This is a genomic window from Sphingomonas guangdongensis (assembly GCF_900199185.1).
Lineage (GTDB): Bacteria > Pseudomonadota > Alphaproteobacteria > Sphingomonadales > Sphingomonadaceae > Sphingomonas > Sphingomonas guangdongensis.
Map to the genome: position 1 here is coordinate 109,468 of NZ_OBMI01000003.1, position 16,841 is coordinate 126,308.

Genomic DNA, 16,841 nt, shown 5'->3' on the forward strand with positions numbered 1-16,841 from the left:
TCAGTTGCAGCGCACCACGGTGTCGGCGGCGGTGCCGAGCGACACGCCGTCGATCGAGAAGGCGCCGGTCGCCTTGGTCAAGAGGGTCATGGGCGAGCGGACCCGCGTCATGTCCGCGCCCTTGGCCTGGAAGCATTTGAGCGGCACTCCGATCGTCCGCCACTGGCCCGCCGCGGCGGTGGTCAGCGCGTCGAAGGGCAGCGTGACGGTCTTGCTCGCATCGGTCAGTGAGAGCGTGACTGGGCCGGTCAGCTGCTGGTCGTGGCGTAGCCGCATCAGCAGCAGCACGTCGCCGTTGGTCTCACGCGAGTAGTCGACCGGCTCCTGGCTGGTGAGGCTGATCGACTTGGCCTCTGCACCGCTCAGGTCGAAGCGGCGACCGCTCTCCTGCGCGACACCGTCGACCGCGGTCACGCGGATCCGTCCGCCACCCGCCGCCACGGGGACCTGGGTCACGCGCGTGCCGCCGGCCTCCAGCGACCAGCCCGGCGTCGCGCTGCCGCGCGCGAAGATGCGGGTGCGATCGCTCGCCGCGGCCACGCCGCTGTTCTCCGGCAGCGGCGTCCATGTCGCGGACTCCGCCCCGGTCAGCCCGTAGCCGAACGGGTAGAGCGTCGCCGCCCCGACTGCGGCGCTGACCGGCCACGCGACCGGCAGCTTGCCTGTGAAGCGGGGCGCGGGCTGGCCGCGCGCGGGCACGAGCATGTCGGCGACGCCGGCACCCTCCGACCCGGGCAGCCACGCGACGACGAACGCGTCGGCGGCGTTGAGGGCAGGGTTCACGTAGAGCGGCCGGCCGGTCAGCATCACCGCGACCACGGGCACGCCCTCAGCCTTCAGCCGGCGCATCGTTTCAATCGGCGCCTGCTGCTCGGGCTTGAGCTGGAGCGTCGGGATGTCGCCCTGGAACTCCGCGTACGGCGTCTCGCCGAACACGACGATCGCGACGTCCGGCTTGGTCGTGAAGCGGCCGTCGGGGGCGAGTGTCGCGCGACCGCCGGTCGCCTTCACCGCGGCGTCGATGCCGCTCCAGATGCTGGTCGCTCGAGGGAAGTTGGCGTTGGTGAGGCCCGTGCCCTGCCAGGTCAGCGTCCAGCCGCCCGACTGGCGCGCGACATCGTCGGCGCCGTCGCCGGCGACCAGCACGTTGGCACCGGCCTTGATCGGCAGCACCGAGCCGCTGTTCTTCAGGAGCACCAGCGACTTGCGCACCGCTTCCCGCGCGAGCGCACGGTGCTCCGGCGCGCCCAGGACGTTGTACTGGCCGGCGAATGGGCGGGCGGAAGGCTTCCCCGCTTCGAACAGTCCGAGCCGCATCTTGACCCGCAGGATGCGCGACACGGCATCATCGAGCCGCGCCATCGGCACCTCGCCCGCCTTCACCTGCGTGAGGAGCGAGGCGTAGAGGTCTCGCCAGCTGTCGGGCGCCATGTACATGTCGATCCCGGCATTGATCGCACCCGGGCAGCTCGCGTTGGTGCAGCCGGGCAGCTGACCGTGCGCATTCCAGTCGGTGACCACGAAGCCGTCGAAGTTCATCCGACCCTTGAGCACGTCGGTGACGAGCCCCTTGTTGCCGGCGATCTTGAGGCCGTTCCAGCTCGAGAAGCTGGTCATCACCGTCTGCACGCCCTGCTCGATTGCCGGGACGTAGGGCGCGCCGTGGACGCTGATCAGCTCCGCCTCGCTGATCCGCGCGTCGCCCTGGTCGCGGCCGTCGGTGGTGCCGCCGTCGGCCAGGAAGTGCTTGGTGGAGGCGAGGACGTGCGGCCCCTTCAGCAGCGCGCCGCGGCCCGGCGCGCCCTGCAACCCGCGGACCATCGCCGCTGTGTAGGCGGAGACGAGCGCCGCGTCGGAGGAGTAGCCCTCATACGCGCGGCCCCAGCGCCAGTCGCGCGGCACGGTGACGGTCGGGGCGAAGGTCCACTCCTGACCGGTGACGCGGATCTCCTTGGCGGTCGCCTGGCCGATCCGCTCGATCAGCGCAGGGTCGCGCATCGCGCCGAGGCCGACGTTGTGCGGAAACAGCGTCGCACCGACGATGTTGGAGTGGCCGTGGACGGCGTCGGTGCCCCAGATCAGCGGCACCGCGGTGCGCCCGCCCGTCTTGTCGACGGAGGCGGCGTAGAAGGCGTCGGCGAGCTCCAGCCACTTGGCGGCGGGCGCAAGGTCGTCGTTGCCCGGCCCCGAGTTGCCGCCGTTCAGCACGGAGCCGAGATGGTAGCGCCGCACGTCGTCGGGCGTGACGGAGGCGAGGTCGGCCTGGATCACCTGACCAACCTTCTCCTCCACGCTCATGCGGCGGACGAGCGCGGCGATCCGCCGCTCCTGCGCGGCGTCGCGGGCGATCGGCCACTTCGGAGAAGGCCAGCGCTCCGGATGCACGGCCGTGTCACCCGCCGGCGGCGTCGGAGCGGGCGACGTCTGGGCCAGGGCGGCGCCGCACGACAGCAACAGGGCGGCTCCAACCAAACGCTTCATGTTCAACCCTCTCCTCGATCCGACGAACGTCGCCGCCGCTTGTATAGCGTGCGCCCGGCGCCGCGTCATGCCGTCCGCGCCGGCCGGGCGGGCGCGGCGGCGAGCGCGGCGGCGAGGGCGGCGCGGAGCGGTTTGGGCTGGAAATCGATATCGTAGGGGCAGCCGCGCGTGATCTCACCGTCGGCGCGCGGTTCGAACCCGCGCAGCCAGCTGTAGCGGTCGCTCATGCCCCAGACGAGGAAGTCACCGAGCTGCGGATAGGAGAGCATCAGGTCGACATAGGCGCGGGCGAACTCGGCCACGCCCGCGTCGCGCGCGGGCACGGCAGCGGGCAGGCCCTTGTCGCGGACGTCGAATTCGGTGACGACCAGCCGGTAGCCGAGTGCCACGACCTGATCGAGGAACTGCCGCCACGCGGGGCTGAGCTGCGCGACCAGCTGCGGCACCGACGGCGTGGGGTTGAGGAGGGCGATGTGCGACTGGATGCCAAGCGCATCGACCGGCACGCCGCGCGCCTTGAAGCCTTGCAGCAGCCGCAGCACGCCCGCGCGGTGCTGCTCGTTGCCGGCCTCCCAGCTCATATAGTCGTTGTAGACGAGCTCGGCATGCGGCGCATGGGTGCGGGCGGTGCGGAAGGCGTGGTCGAGCACCGCCTCCGCCGAGCCCATCGCGCGCGATAGCGAGGTCTGCCGCAGCGCACCGGTCGCAGGGTCGACCGCCTCGTTCACCACGTCGTAGCTGCGGATGCGGGTTTCGTAGCGCTCCGTCACGGTGCGGATGTGCGTGGCGAGCAGCCGTTCCGCTTCCGCGCGCGGACTGCTGCCATAGTCATAGTCGTTGAGCCACGCCGGGAACCACTTGTCGTAGTGCCAGAGCAGCGTGTGGCCGCGGACCGCCATGTTCTTAGCCCGCGCGAAATCGACGATCGCGTCGAAGCGGGTGAAGTCGAAGCGGTCGGCGGACGGGCGGATCGCCTGCCACTTCATCTCGTTCTCGGGCACCAGGATCCCACAGTCGCGCTCCAGCAGCGCGGCGTAGGCGGGGTTGGCAAAGGAGCCGCGATCGGCGCCTGCAGTGCCCCAGGCGACGCATGAGCCGAAAGTAAGATTGCGGGTCCGCGCGATCGCCTGCAGCCCGGCCGAAGGCTCCGGCGTCGGGCTCGGCGTCGGTGCGGCAACCGGCTGCTGCGGGTCGGCTCCGGCTTGGGCGGAAGCGGCCTGACCGGCGCTGCCGCAGGCGGGAAGCGCCACACCCGCGAGCAGCAGCGCGCCGGTGCCGAGCGCGCGGCGTCGGCTGTACGGCAACGAACCCGTGGAATCCTGATCCATGTGAGCGCTCTCCTGACGGTCGTCTCGGCGACCTTCTGTTAGCGCTATCAGACACGGGCGGACATGGCGTTGTCAAGCTTGGGTACGCAGCTTAGGCGAACGGGTGTGACGACCCGCTTTCCCCTGGCTACCGGCCTTCGCGTCCAGCTCACCGCGGTGGGCCGCGAGCAGGAGCCGGTGCTGCTGATCGACGACGTCGCCGCGGACGCCGGGCGATTGGTCGATGCGGCGGCGGCGAGCCGCTTCGATCCAGCCTACGGGCCGGGCGGGGGCTACCCGGGGCTGCGCGCACCGGCACCGCTCGACTATGTGGAGACGGTGGTGCGCTGGCTGGCCGGGCCGATCGGCGATGCCTTCGTCCTCGGCTCCATCCGGCCGCGGCGCGCGGAGTGCAATTTCTCGCTGGTTACGCTGCCGCCCGACGCGCTGGTGCCAGCGCAGCGCGCGCCGCACATCGACACGACGGACGCGGCGCAGTTCGCGATCCTGCACTACCTGTGCGACGCCAAGTTCGGCGGCACCGCCTTCTTTCGTCACCGCGCGACCGGGTTTGAGGCGATCACACCCGAGCGGCTGGCCGCCTATGATGCTGCCCGCGTCGCGGAGGAGTCAGGGGTCGGCTATGTCGCTGCGGATGATCGCTGGTTCGAGCAGACGGGCGCGGTCGATGCGTCGTTCAACCGGCTGGTGGTTTATCGCAGCCGGCTGCTTCACTCGGGCGTGATCGCGGCGCCCGAACGGCTGTCGGCGGATCCACGTCGCGGCCGCCTGACCGCCAACATCTTCGCGACGTTCCGCCGGGCCTAATCAAGAAAAACCCGCCGGCTGCGCTGAGGCAACCGGCGGGCGAGGTGTGACCGCGAGGAGAACGACGGTCAGAAGTTGAAGCGGACGATCGCGGAGATCCGGCGATCGTTGATGAACCAGCCACGCGGGATGATGCGGATATCGTCCACACCGTCCGGGCCCTGCACCGCGACCGAGGTCTTGGTGAGCGAACTCGTCAGGTTCACGCCCTGCACGCCCAGGCGCAGGTTCTCCGTGACCTGGTAGAAGATCGAGGCGTCGAGCTGGCCGTAGGCCTCCTGGAACACCGGATCGAAGGGCGTGATCACGTCACGCGTGGTAAGCAGATACTGCGAGCGCCACGCATAGGAGGCGCGCAGCGACAGCCCCTTCCAGTCGTAGAAGGGCGTGATGTTGAAGTTGTGCTTCGACAGCCCCTGGAGCGGGAAGCCGGACACGTCGACGTTCGACACCAGGTCGCCCGCCACCGCCGGATCGCCCGCCGCCAGCGTCGGCTGCGACACGCCCGAGCTCTTCACATAGGTGTAGTTCGCCTGGAGGCCGAGCCCGGCGAGCGCGCCCGGCAGGAAGTCGTACGTCTGCTGGTACGCCGCCTCGAGGCCGTAGACTTCGCCGGTGTCGGCTGAGTTGAGCTCGCGCGTGAACACCGTGTCGAACGTCTGCCCGGCGTTGGTGAAGCTCTGCCGCTGCGTGTCGAAGACGACAACGCCCTTCACCCGCTTGTAGAAGCCCGACAGGGTCAGCGAGCCGACCTTGTTGAAGTACCATTCCGCGGTCAGGTCGAAGTTGTCGGAGGTGACCGGCAGCAGGTCCGGCGCACCCCCGCGCACGCCGCGGCCCTCGATCACCACCTGGTTCTCGCCCTGAATGATGCCGTCGTTCGGATCGGCGGTGTTCGTGTTCGGAACCACCGTAAGGAGCGCCCCGACCGGCACCTGAGCACCAATCGTCACGGGCGTGTAGTTGCGGATGTCGCGGGTGTTGGGCGGCGAGATGCCCTTGAAATAGGCGGCGCGGAATTGCAGCCCGTTGCCGACCTCCAGGCGGAGGTTCACCGCGGGTAGCCAGTAATCGTAGTTCGTGTTGACGTCGTTCGCGACCGATGCCGAGTTGGCGAAGGCGCGGGCGTTCGCGCGCAGCTGCGGATTGCTGTACAGGAAGGCGCAACCGGCAGCGATGGTGGGCTGTGCCGGCGGAGTCTCGCCGGCCGCAGGATTGACGATCTGGCGGATCGTCTCCACGCAATTTGCGTCCGGGGTCAGCGGATCGGTCGTCGGGAACTGGACAAAGCCAGTGCTGGTGCGCCGCGTGTCGCTGTAGCGAACGCCGACGTTGCCGTTGAAGCGCATGCCGTTGCCGAACTCGGTATCGAACCGCGCCATGATGTAGGCGGCGTGGTTGGTTTCCTCGATCGGGTTGACCTCACCGGGCAGGTAGTAGGTGCCCTGGATCACGCCGGGCCGCTCGGCGAGCGGCACCCAGCCGGTCGATCCGCCGGTCGGGGTGGGGACGATGCCGGTGGTCGCGTCCGGCGCGAGCCACTCGTCGCGGATCCGCTTGGAAAAGTTGATCAGCTCCTGGTAGTTCGACGCCGGGCGTCCGCCGTAGAACAGACGACCAGTGCCCTGCGCCGGGTTGACGGCCTGACCGCGGAAGAAATTGTCCCAGAAATACGGGCGGTAGGTGCCTTCCTGAGACTGGTTGCCCTGCTGATCGCCGCCGACGCCGCCGGTCGGCTCGTCGAGCCAGACCGGACCGCCGTTGCCCCACTGCTCGGAGAGCACACCCCAATTGTAGGTCGAGTTGCGCGCGACCTGCTTGCGGTTGGCGTAGCGGTAGCCGACCCGCACCGACTTCAGGAACGTGCTCTCCGGGAACGCGTAGTCGGCATCGATCCGGAAGGCGTCGGAGTTGCCCTCCGACTCCTCGACGTGATCCATCGTGTTGCGCCAGAAGCTGTTGGCCGGATCGGTGAAGCTCTGGTTCGCGCCGGTGAAATAGGTCGGGAAGTTGCCGTCTAGGCCAGGCGTGCCCTGGCAGACGCCGGCCGCGTTGGTGAGCGACGTGTCGCAGTTCTGCGGCGGCACGAAGCGGACGATCGGCGTGTCGCTGCCGCGCACGTCGATGAAGGCGTCCTGGTAGGTCGTGGTCCAGAGCGTGTTGTCGACGACCTCACCAGTCGATTCGACGTGGCTGTAGTCGAACACCAGCCCCAGCCGGTCGCTGACGTCCCACTTAAAGTTGAAGCCGTAGTCGTCGGTGACGCTCTTCTCGAGGTGCTCGCGGAACTGGTTGTTCGACTGGAGACCGAAGGCGGGCGTCCGGCGGCCCGCGGGCAGGGTCGCGTTGCCGTTGGTGCCGACGCCGCCGATCGGGCCGGGCTCGTTCTGCTGATCCGCGCGCCAGCCGGTCGGGCCGGTGATCAGGCCCTGGTCGAAGATGTCGTCCTCATCGAAGCTGACCGAGGTACCGGCGCGCGCACGGCTGTCGCCGGCCGCCGTCACGTTGTCGGTCGCGATCTCGATGACGTTCTCGGTCCAGGCGAGCCGAGCGTCCGAGCGGAGGAACTGGAACGCCGCCTCCATCGAGCCGTCGTTGGAGCGCCACTGGAGCGCACCGGCGTAGCCGTAGCGCTCACGATTGCGGTCGTCGCTGCCCATCACGGCGCCGCGCGGGAACAGCCCGGTGCCGCGCTGGGTCGCGCCGTCAAAGGCGACCACGTCGGTGCGGGTGCCGTTGGAGAAGATCGGGCGGTTGCGGAAGCTCGACAGCTGGATGCGGTCGCTGCGGGTGAACAGCTGCGAATAGACGATGCTGCCGAGGATGCCGATGTCGCCGATCCCGGTCTTCCACCTCGTGCTGCCGAGCAGCGACAGGGTCGGTGCCGACTTGCGGACGAAGTCGCCGTAATTGTTCTCGATCGTGCCGGCGATATAAGTGCCGGCGGTGTCGAACGGCTTGCGGGTGCGCAGGTTGACGATGCCCGAGATACCGCCCTCGATCCGGTCGGCGGTCGGCGACTTGAAGACGTCGACGCCGCCGAGCAACTCGGAGGGCACGTCCTGGAAGCCGAGCGAGCGGCCGTTGAGCGCGGAGAACGCCTCGCGGCCGTTGAACTCGGAGCGGACGTAGGTGAGGCCGCGCACCGTCGCGCCGGAGCCTTCGGAGGAGAAGTGGTCGGGGTCGACGCCGGCGGCGAAGCGGCTGATCGACACGCCGGGAATGCGCTGGAGCGTCTCGACCACCGAGCGGTCGGGAAGGGCGCCGATGTCCTCGGCCGTGACCGAATCGACGATCGCGTCCGAGTTGCGCTTGATCTGCTGCGCGCTCTGCAGCGCCTGGCGGTAACCGGTGACGACGATGTCGTCTCCGACCGTCTCGGTCGGGGTGGTCTGCGCTTCCTCCGTGGTGCCGGGCACGTTGTCGACCGGCGTACCCTGACCATCCGGGCTGGAGGACTGGGCGGTGTTCTGCTCCGGCGGGCGCGTGACGGTGGGTGCCTGCGCAGGATCGGCGGCGGGCGGCGTCGTCTGCGCGATGGCGGCAGGTGCGGCCACTGCGGCGGCGAGCGCGATTACCGAAGCGCCGATACGAAGCCGCGTTGCGGCCTGCGCACCGAACAGAGTCGAATTGTCAGTCATGCCCTTGCTGCCCCTCCGAGATGTTAGCGCTATCAACCGTGGCGCCTTGTTCTGTGGCGGTAGCGCTATCGCAAGCTCGACAGCGTTGCAATAGGGCTTGTTGGAACGCTGCCGTGCCGGTCAGTGATCACCGGCGGCGGCGGCCCCGATCCCGGTTTCGGAACGGACGCGTTGCGCGAGGTAATAAGCCCGGTCCGCGTCGGCGCGAGCGCTTCGATCGAGCAGCGAAACCAGCCAGATCACCGCGAACGCCGCAGGTACCGAGATGATCGCCGGCGAGGAGAAGGGAAACACTGGCGCGGCATGGCCGAACACGCCGACCCACACGGCGGGCGATAGGATCGTGAGGACCAGTGCCAGCACCAGGCCGGTCGTGCCCCCGGCGACGATCCCGCGAGTCGTGCAGCCGCGCCACAGGAGCGAGAGGAGCAGGACCGGGAAGTTCCCCGACGCGGCGATCGCGAAGGCGAGGCTGACCATGAAGGCGACGTTCTGCCCCTCAAACGCGATGCCGAGAGCGATCGCCGCGACCGCGAGGACGAGCACGGTGATGCGAGACACGCGGAGCTCGGCCGCGCTGTCCGATCGGTCGCGCCGCAGCACGGTGGCGTAGAGATCGTGGCTGATCGCGGACGCGCCGGAGAGGGTGAGTCCGGCGACGACCGCCAGGATGGTCGCGAACGCGACGGCCGAGACGAAGCCTAGGAACAGGTCGCCGCCGACCGCGTGGGCCAGGTGCATGGCCGCCATGTTGGCGCCGCCGCGCAGCGCGCCGCCGGCGTCGCTGTAGCCTGGCTCGGTTGCGACCAGCACGATCGCGCCGAACCCGATCACGAAGGTCAGCATGTAGAAGTAGCCGATCCACCCCGTCGCCCAGAGCACGGAAGTGCGAGCCGCCCGCGCGTCGGGCACGGTGAAGAACCGCATCAGGATGTGCGGCAGCCCCGCCGTCCCGAACATCAGCGCCAGGCCGAGCGAGATGGCGGAGACCGGGTCCTTGACGAAGCTGCCCGGCGCCATGATCGCGCGGCCGGCGGCGGCATCGGGGCTGCCGGCGGTCGCGGCAAGTCCGCTCTTTACATCGACGGCGCGCGCGAACAGCGCCTCCGGCGAGAAGCCGAAGGGCGCAAGCACGGCCGCCGCCATGAAGCTCGCGCTGCCGAGCAGCAGCGCCGCCTTGATGATCTGCACCCAGGTGGTGGCGGTCATGCCACCGAACAGGACGTAGAGCGTCATCAGCACGCCGACGATCACCACTGCATAGGCGTAAGGCAGCCCGAACAGCAGCGTGATCAGCTGGCCCGCGCCGACCATCTGCGCGATGAGGTAGAACAGCACCACCACCAGCGTGCTGGTCGCGGCGAAGCTGCGCACCGGCGCCTGCGCGAAGCGGAAGGAGGCTACGTCGGCAAAGGTGTAGCGCCCGAGATTGCGGATCCGCTCGGCCATCAGGAACAGGATGATCGGCCAGCCGACCAGGAAGCCGATCGAGTAGATCAGCCCGTCGAAGCCGTCGGCGAAGATCTGCGCGGTGATGCCGAGGAAGGAGGCGGCCGACATATAGTCGCCGGCGATCGCCAGGCCGTTCTGGAACCCGGTGATACCGCCGCCGGCCGTGTAGAAGTCGGCGGCCGTGCGGGTCCGGCGCGCCGCCCAGCGAGTGAGGCCGAGCGTCAGCAGCGCAAAGATCGCGAACATCGCAATCGCGGTCCAGTTGGTCGCGCGCTCGGCCGGCTGGGCGGCGAGCGCGGGGGTCGGCAGCAGCGCCAAGGCAGCGAGGAGAGGGAGCCGTCCTCTCACCGGTCGTGCTCCGCGCGGAGATCGGCGCCGAGCCGGTCAAAGCGACGGTTGGCGGCGCGGACATAGATGCCGGTGACGGCGATGGCGAGCAGGATCAGCGCGAAGCCGAGCACGATTCCGACCGAGGTGACCCCACCCGCGATCGGCCGTCCGAGCGCGGGCTTGGCAAAGGCGACCAGCAGGATGAAGCCGACATAGGCGGCAAGCACCACCGCCGTCAGCACGGCGGCCAGGCGCCCGCGCTCGCGCAGCAGCTGCCGGTAGCGCGGATCGCGGCTGATCGCCTGGTGGTCCGGATCGATCATGCCGACGGCTCCCTCCCCTGTTCCTGGGCCAAGCATCGCCGCGAACCGGCGGGAGCGCCAGCCCCCTTGGCCGATCAGGTGAAGCGGTACGGCACCACTGCGCGCGCGTCGGGATCTACGCTCAGTTCGGTGCCGGCGGGCGGAAAGGCGCGCTGGTCGCAGTCGGTGCGGGGGCAGATGCGGCACGACACGCCGATCGGCGTCGGTTCGGCACCGCGCACCGCGTCGGCGTAGATGAAGTCGGCGGCATCGCTCTCCTCGCACCCGAGCGCGACCGCGTAGCGGCGCGGTGCCCGGGTGAAGCTGCCGGACGGCTTGACCAACCCCTTGGCCATGGAGACGTAGCGGGTGCCGTCCGGCATCTCGGCGCGCTGGACGAGGATGCGGTCGGGGATCGCCACCGCCTCATGCACCACCCACAGCGGGCAGGCGCCGCCGAAGCGCGCGAACTGGAGCGGCGTTGCCGAGTGCCGCTTGGTGATGTTCCCCGCCATGTCGACCCGGAGGAAGAAGGTCGGGATGCCAGCCGCCCCCGGCCGCTGGAGCGTCGACAGCCGGTGGCACGCCTGCTCGAAGCTGACGCCGAACGACTGGCGGAGCCGGTCGATGTCGTGGCGAACCGCCTGTGCCGCGCCGCGAAAGGCGGCATAGGGCATCAGCAACGCGCCCGCGGCATAGTTCGCCAGCCCCTCCGCCAGGAGCTCGCGCGACGCATCGAAGCGCAGCCCGGCGCCCGCCACCTGATCGTCGATCGGCCCGCGCATCTCGATCCGGACCAGCTGCTGCGCGAGCAGGAAGCGTGCGGTCTCCTGCGGCAGCGCGCGGTCGAGCGACAGGCGGCGCGCCTCCGCCTCCCACAGCCGCAGCTGCTTGCCGCCCGTGTCCATGGCGGCGACCTCCACGTCGTGGACGTCCTGCAGGTAGGTCGCGAGGTCATCGCCGATCCGCTTGGCAAGCGTCTCGGCCGCACGATCGAGCGGGTCGATGTAGTTGCCGGCCGCGTGGAACCAGTCGCGCACCTCCTCCCAGGGAAGCCGCGCCGCCTCGCCGCCGCCGGCGTCCATGCGGTCGTCAAGCAGCCGCAGCTGCTCCTGGCTCTGCCGGAACGCGTGGTGGAGCGCGACCAGGCGGCGGGCGAGCTGCGGCTGCTGCTCCACCGCGCGGCGCAGCATCGGATCGGGTACGGCCGGTGCCGCGACGCTGGGGTCGCTGGCGGCGGCCGCGGCGGCGACCACCAGCGGCTCGTCGGCGCCGATCACGCCGCCCCAGGCATCCGGGAAGCTCCGCGCCAGCGCGAGCAGCACCGGCGCGGTCAGCGGGCGATCGTTGCTCTCGATCTGCGACAGATAGGGCACCGAGATGCCGAGCGTGGTCGCGAGCTGCGCCTGGCTGGCGCCGACCGCCGCGCGCAGCTCACGCACCTCCTGCCCGGCAAAGAGGCGGCGCCGCGGTGCGATGGTGTCCATGCGGCGGACATGAGCACGCTCTGGCATATTTTGCAAATAGTGCGAGAGGGCATTTGCAACATAACATTTGCGCCGGAGCCGCGAGCTTGGAAGAAGCGACTCGGCAGTTCGCAGACGGCGACGCGATCCCGCACGAACGGGTTGCGCACCGGTTTCTTTCGTCGCCGGCCCCGATGTAGTGAAGACCGTGACAAACGAGATCGACACGCAGGAGGATAGGGGTTTGCCGGAGACGTGCCGAGCGGGGTCGCGGTCCGACGCAGGGACCGCGGCCCCATCACTGCTAGCCGTTCCGCCGCAATGTGGCTTCCGGTCCGCCGCACGGGCATAGCCGTTACTCATCGCGGAAAGGCAGCACGCTCATGAGAACGATCGCCATGCTTGTCGCTGCGCTGCTTGCCAGCCCGGCGGCGGCGCAGACCCAGGTCCAGGTGAACGAGGCCGCGGCGCGTGCCTATGCACGGGCGGACGCCGCGATGACGCGCGAGTGGCGGCTGACCTACGCCGCGATGAAGCGCATGGACGCGGCGAACCGCGGCGGCTTCCGCTATGCGGCGGCCACGCTCGCGAGCCAGCGCGCCTGGCTCGCGTTCCGCGATGCCGAGTGCGCCATCGAGGGCGGCGAGTTCGCCGGTGGATCATTGCAGTCGATGGCGGAGTCGCAGTGCCGCGCGCGCCTGACGAACGATCGCGCGGCGCAGCTGCGTTCGCTCAGGTGGCAACGATGATCGACGAGGATGAGGTGGGCGTGGGTGAGCAGCCGTTCGCGCGCTCCTACGACTCGTTCAAGCACATGACCGGCGTCGCGCTGCTGTCGCTCGGCGGCGTGTTCGCGTTCACCGATGGCAGCGGTGGCATGCAGTTCGACCGCAAGCAGATCGTTGTCATCCTCAGCTGCTTCCTGGTTGCCGCCGTCACCAGCGTGCTGATGGCCGGATCGCTCGCCGCGCTGGAGGTGAAGCCGGAGCCGCGCGCGGTGGTCGCGCGGCGGATCAGGATCGGATCGATCGTGGTCGGGATGGCGCTGTCGGGCGGACTCGGCGGCTTCACCTACAACTTCATCGCGGGCCTGCTGAAATGACGCGAACCGACTGGTCCCGCACCGAAATCGCCGCGCTGTTCGACCTTCCGTTCACCGAGCTGATGTTCCAGGCGGCCACCGTCCACCGCGCGCACCACGCCGCCGATCAGGTCCAACTCTCCACGCTGCTGTCGATCAAGACCGGCGGCTGCCCGGAGGATTGCGGCTACTGCTCGCAATCGGTCCACGCCGACACGGGGCTGAAGGCGACCAGGCTGATGGACGTGCCCGCCGTGCTCCAGGCGGCGGCGCAGGCGAAGGATCACGGCTCCACCCGCTTCTGCATGGGGGCGGCGTGGCGCAACCCCAAGGACCGCGACATGGACGCGATCTGCGCGATGGTGGAGGGCGTACGCGGAATGGGGCTGGAGACCTGCATGACGCTCGGCATGCTGAGCCCCGCCCAGGCGGCGCGCCTCGGCGACGCCGGACTCGACTATTACAATCACAACATCGACACGTCGCCGGAACGCTACCGCGACGTGATCACGACGCGCAGCTTCGCCGACCGGCTCGACACGCTGGAGCATGTTCGCGCGACTGGCATCAACGTGTGCTGCGGCGGGATCGTCGGCATGGGGGAAACGCGCGACGACCGCGTCGGCTTCATCCACGCGCTCGCGACCCTGCCCGAGCATCCGGGCAGCGTGCCGATCAACGCGCTCGTTCCGGTTAAGGGCACGGTGCTCGGCGACATGCTTGCCGACACGCCGCTCGCCAGGCTCGACGACATCGAATTCGTCCGCACGGTCGCGGTTGCGCGCATCACCATGCCGCAGTCGATGGTTCGGCTGAGCGCCGGGCGCGAGAGCATGGGGGAGGCGACTCAGGCGTTGTGCTTCCTTGCCGGCGCGAACTCGATCTTCACCGGCGACACGCTGCTGACCGCCCGCAACGCGGGTGACGATGCCGATGCGGCGCTGCTGGCGAAGCTCGGCCTTTCCGCGATGCCGATCGCGGCGGCAGAGCCGATGGCGACGGAAGGACCGGTCGCCTGATGCGCTCAGCCGTGCCGCACCTCGTCAAGGAACGCCGTCAATTCGTTCGAGACGGTGGCGGCGGTGGCGTTCAGGCGCTGCGCAAAGGTGCGCAGCGTGTCGGCAGCTCGGGCGGCGTCGCCGGCACTGTCGCCGATGCTCGCCACGTCGTCGCGGATCGCGCTCGCGGCGCTGGCGGCCTCATCGATGCTGCGGCTGATCCCGGCGGCGGCAAGGCGGTGGCTCGCGACCGCCGCGGTGACACGCGAGGTGACGTCCCCGACGGCGTCGATCGCCTGCGCCACGCCGCGATGTTCGCCCGCGACGTCGCCCACCGCGGTGCGGATCAGGCCTACCCGGTCGGCGATTGCGGCGGCGGCACGGGTCGTCTGCGCGGACAATTGCTTCACCTCCGTCGCGACCACCGCGAAGCCGCGGCCGGCCTCGCCTGCGCGGCTCGCCTCGATCGTGGCGTTGAGTGCGAGCAGCGTGACCTGTGCGGCAATCCCGGCGATCTCCTCCACCGCGCCGTCGATGGCGCCGGCAGCGTCGGACAGCGCGGCGATGCGCTCGCTGCCTCGCCGCACCAGCGTCGTCGCGCCGCCGGCGTGGGAGCGGGCGATGGCGGACGCCTCCTCCACCTCGCCAAGCGCGCGCGACAGCTCGCGCTCATGCTCGGCGACGGCGCAGACCGCCTGCGTGGTCTGGACGGTCGCCGCGGCGACGGCAGTCGCGCGCGCCCCCGTGTCGACCGCACGGTCGGCGGTGGCGGCGGCCTGATGCTCGACCGTGTCGGCAACGGCAGCAAGGTCGGCCGCGAGCGATCCGGTCTGCCGCTCGAACCGGGCGACGGCGTCGGCCAGGCGGCGGGCGCGTTCGAGCTCCTGTTGCGTGGCGGTGAGCCGGCGGTCGCTTTCCATTGCCGCGAGCCGGCGATGCGCGATAACTGCGAACAGCCGGCCGTGCTGCGTCACGATCATCCCCTCCGTGCCATCGACGCGCGCGTAGAGGTCGAGCAAGCCGTCGCGGCCGAGCGCGATCTCGCCGCTTGGACACGGCCTGACGTGTCCGGCGAGGCTGCGGCCGTAGGCGGGATTGCGCATCAGCGCGTGGCCGAACGGGTTGGCCAGCAGCCGGCGCATGTCGCGCTCGAAGATGGCACCGACCGGGCGGCGATCGGGCGTGAGCACCGGCAGCAGGCGGAGGTCGGGATCGTCGCGGAAGCAGTCAACGCCGCCGAGCAGGGTCGCACCCTCATCCAGCCACGGCGGTGCGCGCTCGGCATCGAGCAGCCACGCCGCATCGGAGGGATCGGGAGCGGTGAGCGCGTCGGCGAGCATGGTGCGGATCGCTATGCCCGGTTGGTTAACAGAGGCTTTGCCGTTGATGACGGCCGCGTGACAAACGTCGGAAAAGCGTCGCTTTCGCGACGAACAGAGCGAAATGGGGAGAGTTCGGGTGCGTGACATCGATCATGTGATCGCAGGCGGTGGCGGATCGGCCGCACGGTTCGGGGAGGTGTTCGACCCGAACACCGGGCAGGTGCAGGCACGCGTGGGGCTCGGCACGGCGGCCGATCTCGACCGGGCGGTGGCGGCGGCGCAAGCCGCGCAGCCGGCCTGGGCGGCGACCAACCCGCAGCGCCGGGCGCGCGTCTTGTTCCGCTTCAAGGAGCTGGTCGAGTCGAACCTGGACGCGCTCGCCCACCTGCTGTCCTCCGAGCACGGCAAGGTGGTGGCGGACGCGAAGGGCGACATCCAGCGCGGACTGGAGGTGATCGAGTTCGCCTGCGGCATCCCCCACGTCCTGAAGGGCGAGTACACGCAGGGCGCCGGGCCGGGCATCGACGTCTACTCCATGCGTGAGCCGATCGGCATTGGCGCGGGTATAACGCCCTTCAACTTTCCGGCGATGATCCCGCTGTGGATGTCGGGTGTCGCGATCGCGTGCGGCAACGCGTTCATCCTGAAGCCCTCCGAGCGCGACCCGTCGGTGCCGGTCCGCCTCGCCGAGCTGTTCCGCGAGGCGGGACTGCCCGAGGGCATCCTCCAGGTCGTCCACGGCGACAAGGAGATGGTCGACGCGATCCTCGACCATCCCGCGATCGGCGCGGTGAGCTTTGTCGGCTCGTCGGACATCGCGCACTATGTCTACCAGCGTGGCGTCGCGGCGGGGAAGCGGGTTCAGGCCATGGGCGGGGCCAAGAACCACGGCATCGTCATGCCCGACGCCGACCTGGACCAGGTCGTCGCCGACCTGTCGGGTGCGGCGTTCGGGAGTGCGGGCGAGCGCTGCATGGCGCTGCCGGTCGTGGTTCCGGTCGGCGACAAGACCGCCGATGCGCTGCGCGAGAAGCTGCTGCCGGCGATTGCGGCGCTGCGGGTCGGCGTGTCGACCGACGCGGAGGCGCACTATGGCCCGGTCGTAAATGCCCAGCACAGGCAGCGAGTGGAGAACTGGATCCAGACGGGTGTGGACGAAGGCGCCGAGCTGGTGGTCGATGGCCGTGGCTTCACATTGCAGGGGCACGAGCAGGGTTTCTTCATCGGCCCGTCGCTGTTCGACCGCGTGACGCCGCAGATGCGGAGCTACCAGGAGGAGATCTTCGGCCCCGTCCTCCAGATCGTCCGCGCGCCCGACTTCGAGACGGCGGTTCGGCTGCCCTCCGAGCACCAGTATGGCAACGGCGTCGCGATCTTCACTCGCAACGGCCACGCCGCGCGCGAGTTCGCCGCGCGGGTGAACGTCGGCATGGTGGGGATCAACGTGCCGATACCGGTGCCGGTCGCCTATCACAGCTTCGGCGGGTGGAAGCGTTCGGGCTTCGGCGACCACAACCAGCACGGGATGGAGGGCGTACGCTTCTGGACGCGGGTCAAGACAGTCACGCAGCGCTGGCCGAATGGCGGGGTGGGTGACGGGGGCAACGCCTTCGTCATTCCGACGATGGGGTGA

Annotated in this window: 12 protein-coding genes; 5 read left to right on the forward strand and 7 right to left on the reverse strand. The window is 69.7% G+C overall.

All coding sequences use genetic code 11. The annotated features are described in order from the left end of the window. Window positions 1-2,481, reverse strand: coding sequence for a glycoside hydrolase family 3 protein (locus CRO12_RS12455; RefSeq protein ID WP_097064413.1), 2,481 nt, complete (start codon window positions 2,479-2,481; stop codon window positions 1-3). A gap of 65 nt (window positions 2,482-2,546) precedes the next feature. After that, window positions 2,547-3,809 (reverse strand): endo-1,4-beta-xylanase, encoded by a 1,263-nt coding sequence (locus tag CRO12_RS12460; RefSeq protein ID WP_097064414.1) that lies wholly within the window; start codon window positions 3,807-3,809, stop codon window positions 2,547-2,549. A 105-nt stretch (window positions 3,810-3,914) separates the two neighbouring features. On the opposite strand from CRO12_RS12460, the gene CRO12_RS12465 reads away from it, so the two are divergent. Next, a complete protein-coding gene (locus tag CRO12_RS12465) occupies window positions 3,915-4,616 on the forward strand; it encodes a DUF6445 family protein (RefSeq protein ID WP_097064415.1) in 702 nt (233 codons plus the stop codon). Between the two features lie 68 nt (window positions 4,617-4,684). Here CRO12_RS12465 and CRO12_RS12470 read toward each other — a convergent pair whose 3' ends face one another. The 4 genes from CRO12_RS12470 to CRO12_RS12485 all read right to left on the reverse strand — a co-directional run bounded on the left by CRO12_RS12470 (window position 4,685) and on the right by CRO12_RS12485 (window position 11,828). After that, on the reverse strand, window positions 4,685-8,257 hold the full coding sequence (locus CRO12_RS12470) for a TonB-dependent receptor (RefSeq protein WP_097064416.1): 3,573 nt from the start codon (window positions 8,255-8,257) through the stop codon (window positions 4,685-4,687). A gap of 120 nt (window positions 8,258-8,377) precedes the next feature. After that, window positions 8,378-10,057 (reverse strand): cation acetate symporter, encoded by a 1,680-nt coding sequence (locus tag CRO12_RS12475; RefSeq protein ID WP_097064417.1) that lies wholly within the window; start codon window positions 10,055-10,057, stop codon window positions 8,378-8,380. Next, window positions 10,054-10,362 (reverse strand): DUF485 domain-containing protein, encoded by a 309-nt coding sequence (locus tag CRO12_RS12480; protein ID WP_097064418.1) that lies wholly within the window; start codon window positions 10,360-10,362, stop codon window positions 10,054-10,056. The genes CRO12_RS12475 and CRO12_RS12480 overlap by 4 nt, the downstream gene beginning before the upstream one ends. Before the next feature lie 74 nt (window positions 10,363-10,436). Further along, the gene (locus tag CRO12_RS12485) at window positions 10,437-11,828 is read right to left on the reverse strand and encodes a helix-turn-helix domain-containing protein (RefSeq protein ID WP_097064419.1); all 1,392 of its coding nucleotides are present in this window, start codon (window positions 11,826-11,828) and stop codon (window positions 10,437-10,439) included. Between the two features lie 362 nt (window positions 11,829-12,190). Between CRO12_RS12485 and CRO12_RS12490 the strand changes: the two genes are divergently transcribed. Genes CRO12_RS12490 through bioB form a run of 3 tightly spaced genes read left to right on the forward strand, consistent with a single transcriptional unit; the run spans window position 12,191 to window position 13,907 of the window. Further along, window positions 12,191-12,556, forward strand: coding sequence for a lysozyme inhibitor LprI family protein (locus CRO12_RS12490; protein ID WP_245858493.1), 366 nt, complete (start codon window positions 12,191-12,193; stop codon window positions 12,554-12,556). Beyond that, a complete protein-coding gene (locus tag CRO12_RS12495) occupies window positions 12,553-12,909 on the forward strand; it encodes a hypothetical protein (RefSeq protein ID WP_097064420.1) in 357 nt (118 codons plus the stop codon). Before CRO12_RS12490 ends, CRO12_RS12495 begins: the two co-directional genes overlap by 4 nt. Beyond that, window positions 12,906-13,907 (forward strand): biotin synthase BioB, encoded by a 1,002-nt coding sequence (gene bioB / locus CRO12_RS12500; RefSeq protein WP_097064421.1) that lies wholly within the window; start codon window positions 12,906-12,908, stop codon window positions 13,905-13,907. Before CRO12_RS12495 ends, bioB begins: the two co-directional genes overlap by 4 nt. 5 nt (window positions 13,908-13,912) lie before the next feature. Here the strand turns inward: bioB and CRO12_RS12505 are convergent, their stop codons facing one another. Then, a complete protein-coding gene (locus CRO12_RS12505) occupies window positions 13,913-15,226 on the reverse strand; it encodes a methyl-accepting chemotaxis protein (RefSeq protein ID WP_179641022.1) in 1,314 nt (437 codons plus the stop codon). A 118-nt stretch (window positions 15,227-15,344) separates the two neighbouring features. On the opposite strand from CRO12_RS12505, the gene CRO12_RS12510 reads away from it, so the two are divergent. After that, window positions 15,345-16,841, forward strand: a complete 1,497-nt coding sequence (locus CRO12_RS12510) for a CoA-acylating methylmalonate-semialdehyde dehydrogenase (protein WP_097064422.1) — start codon at window positions 15,345-15,347, stop codon at window positions 16,839-16,841.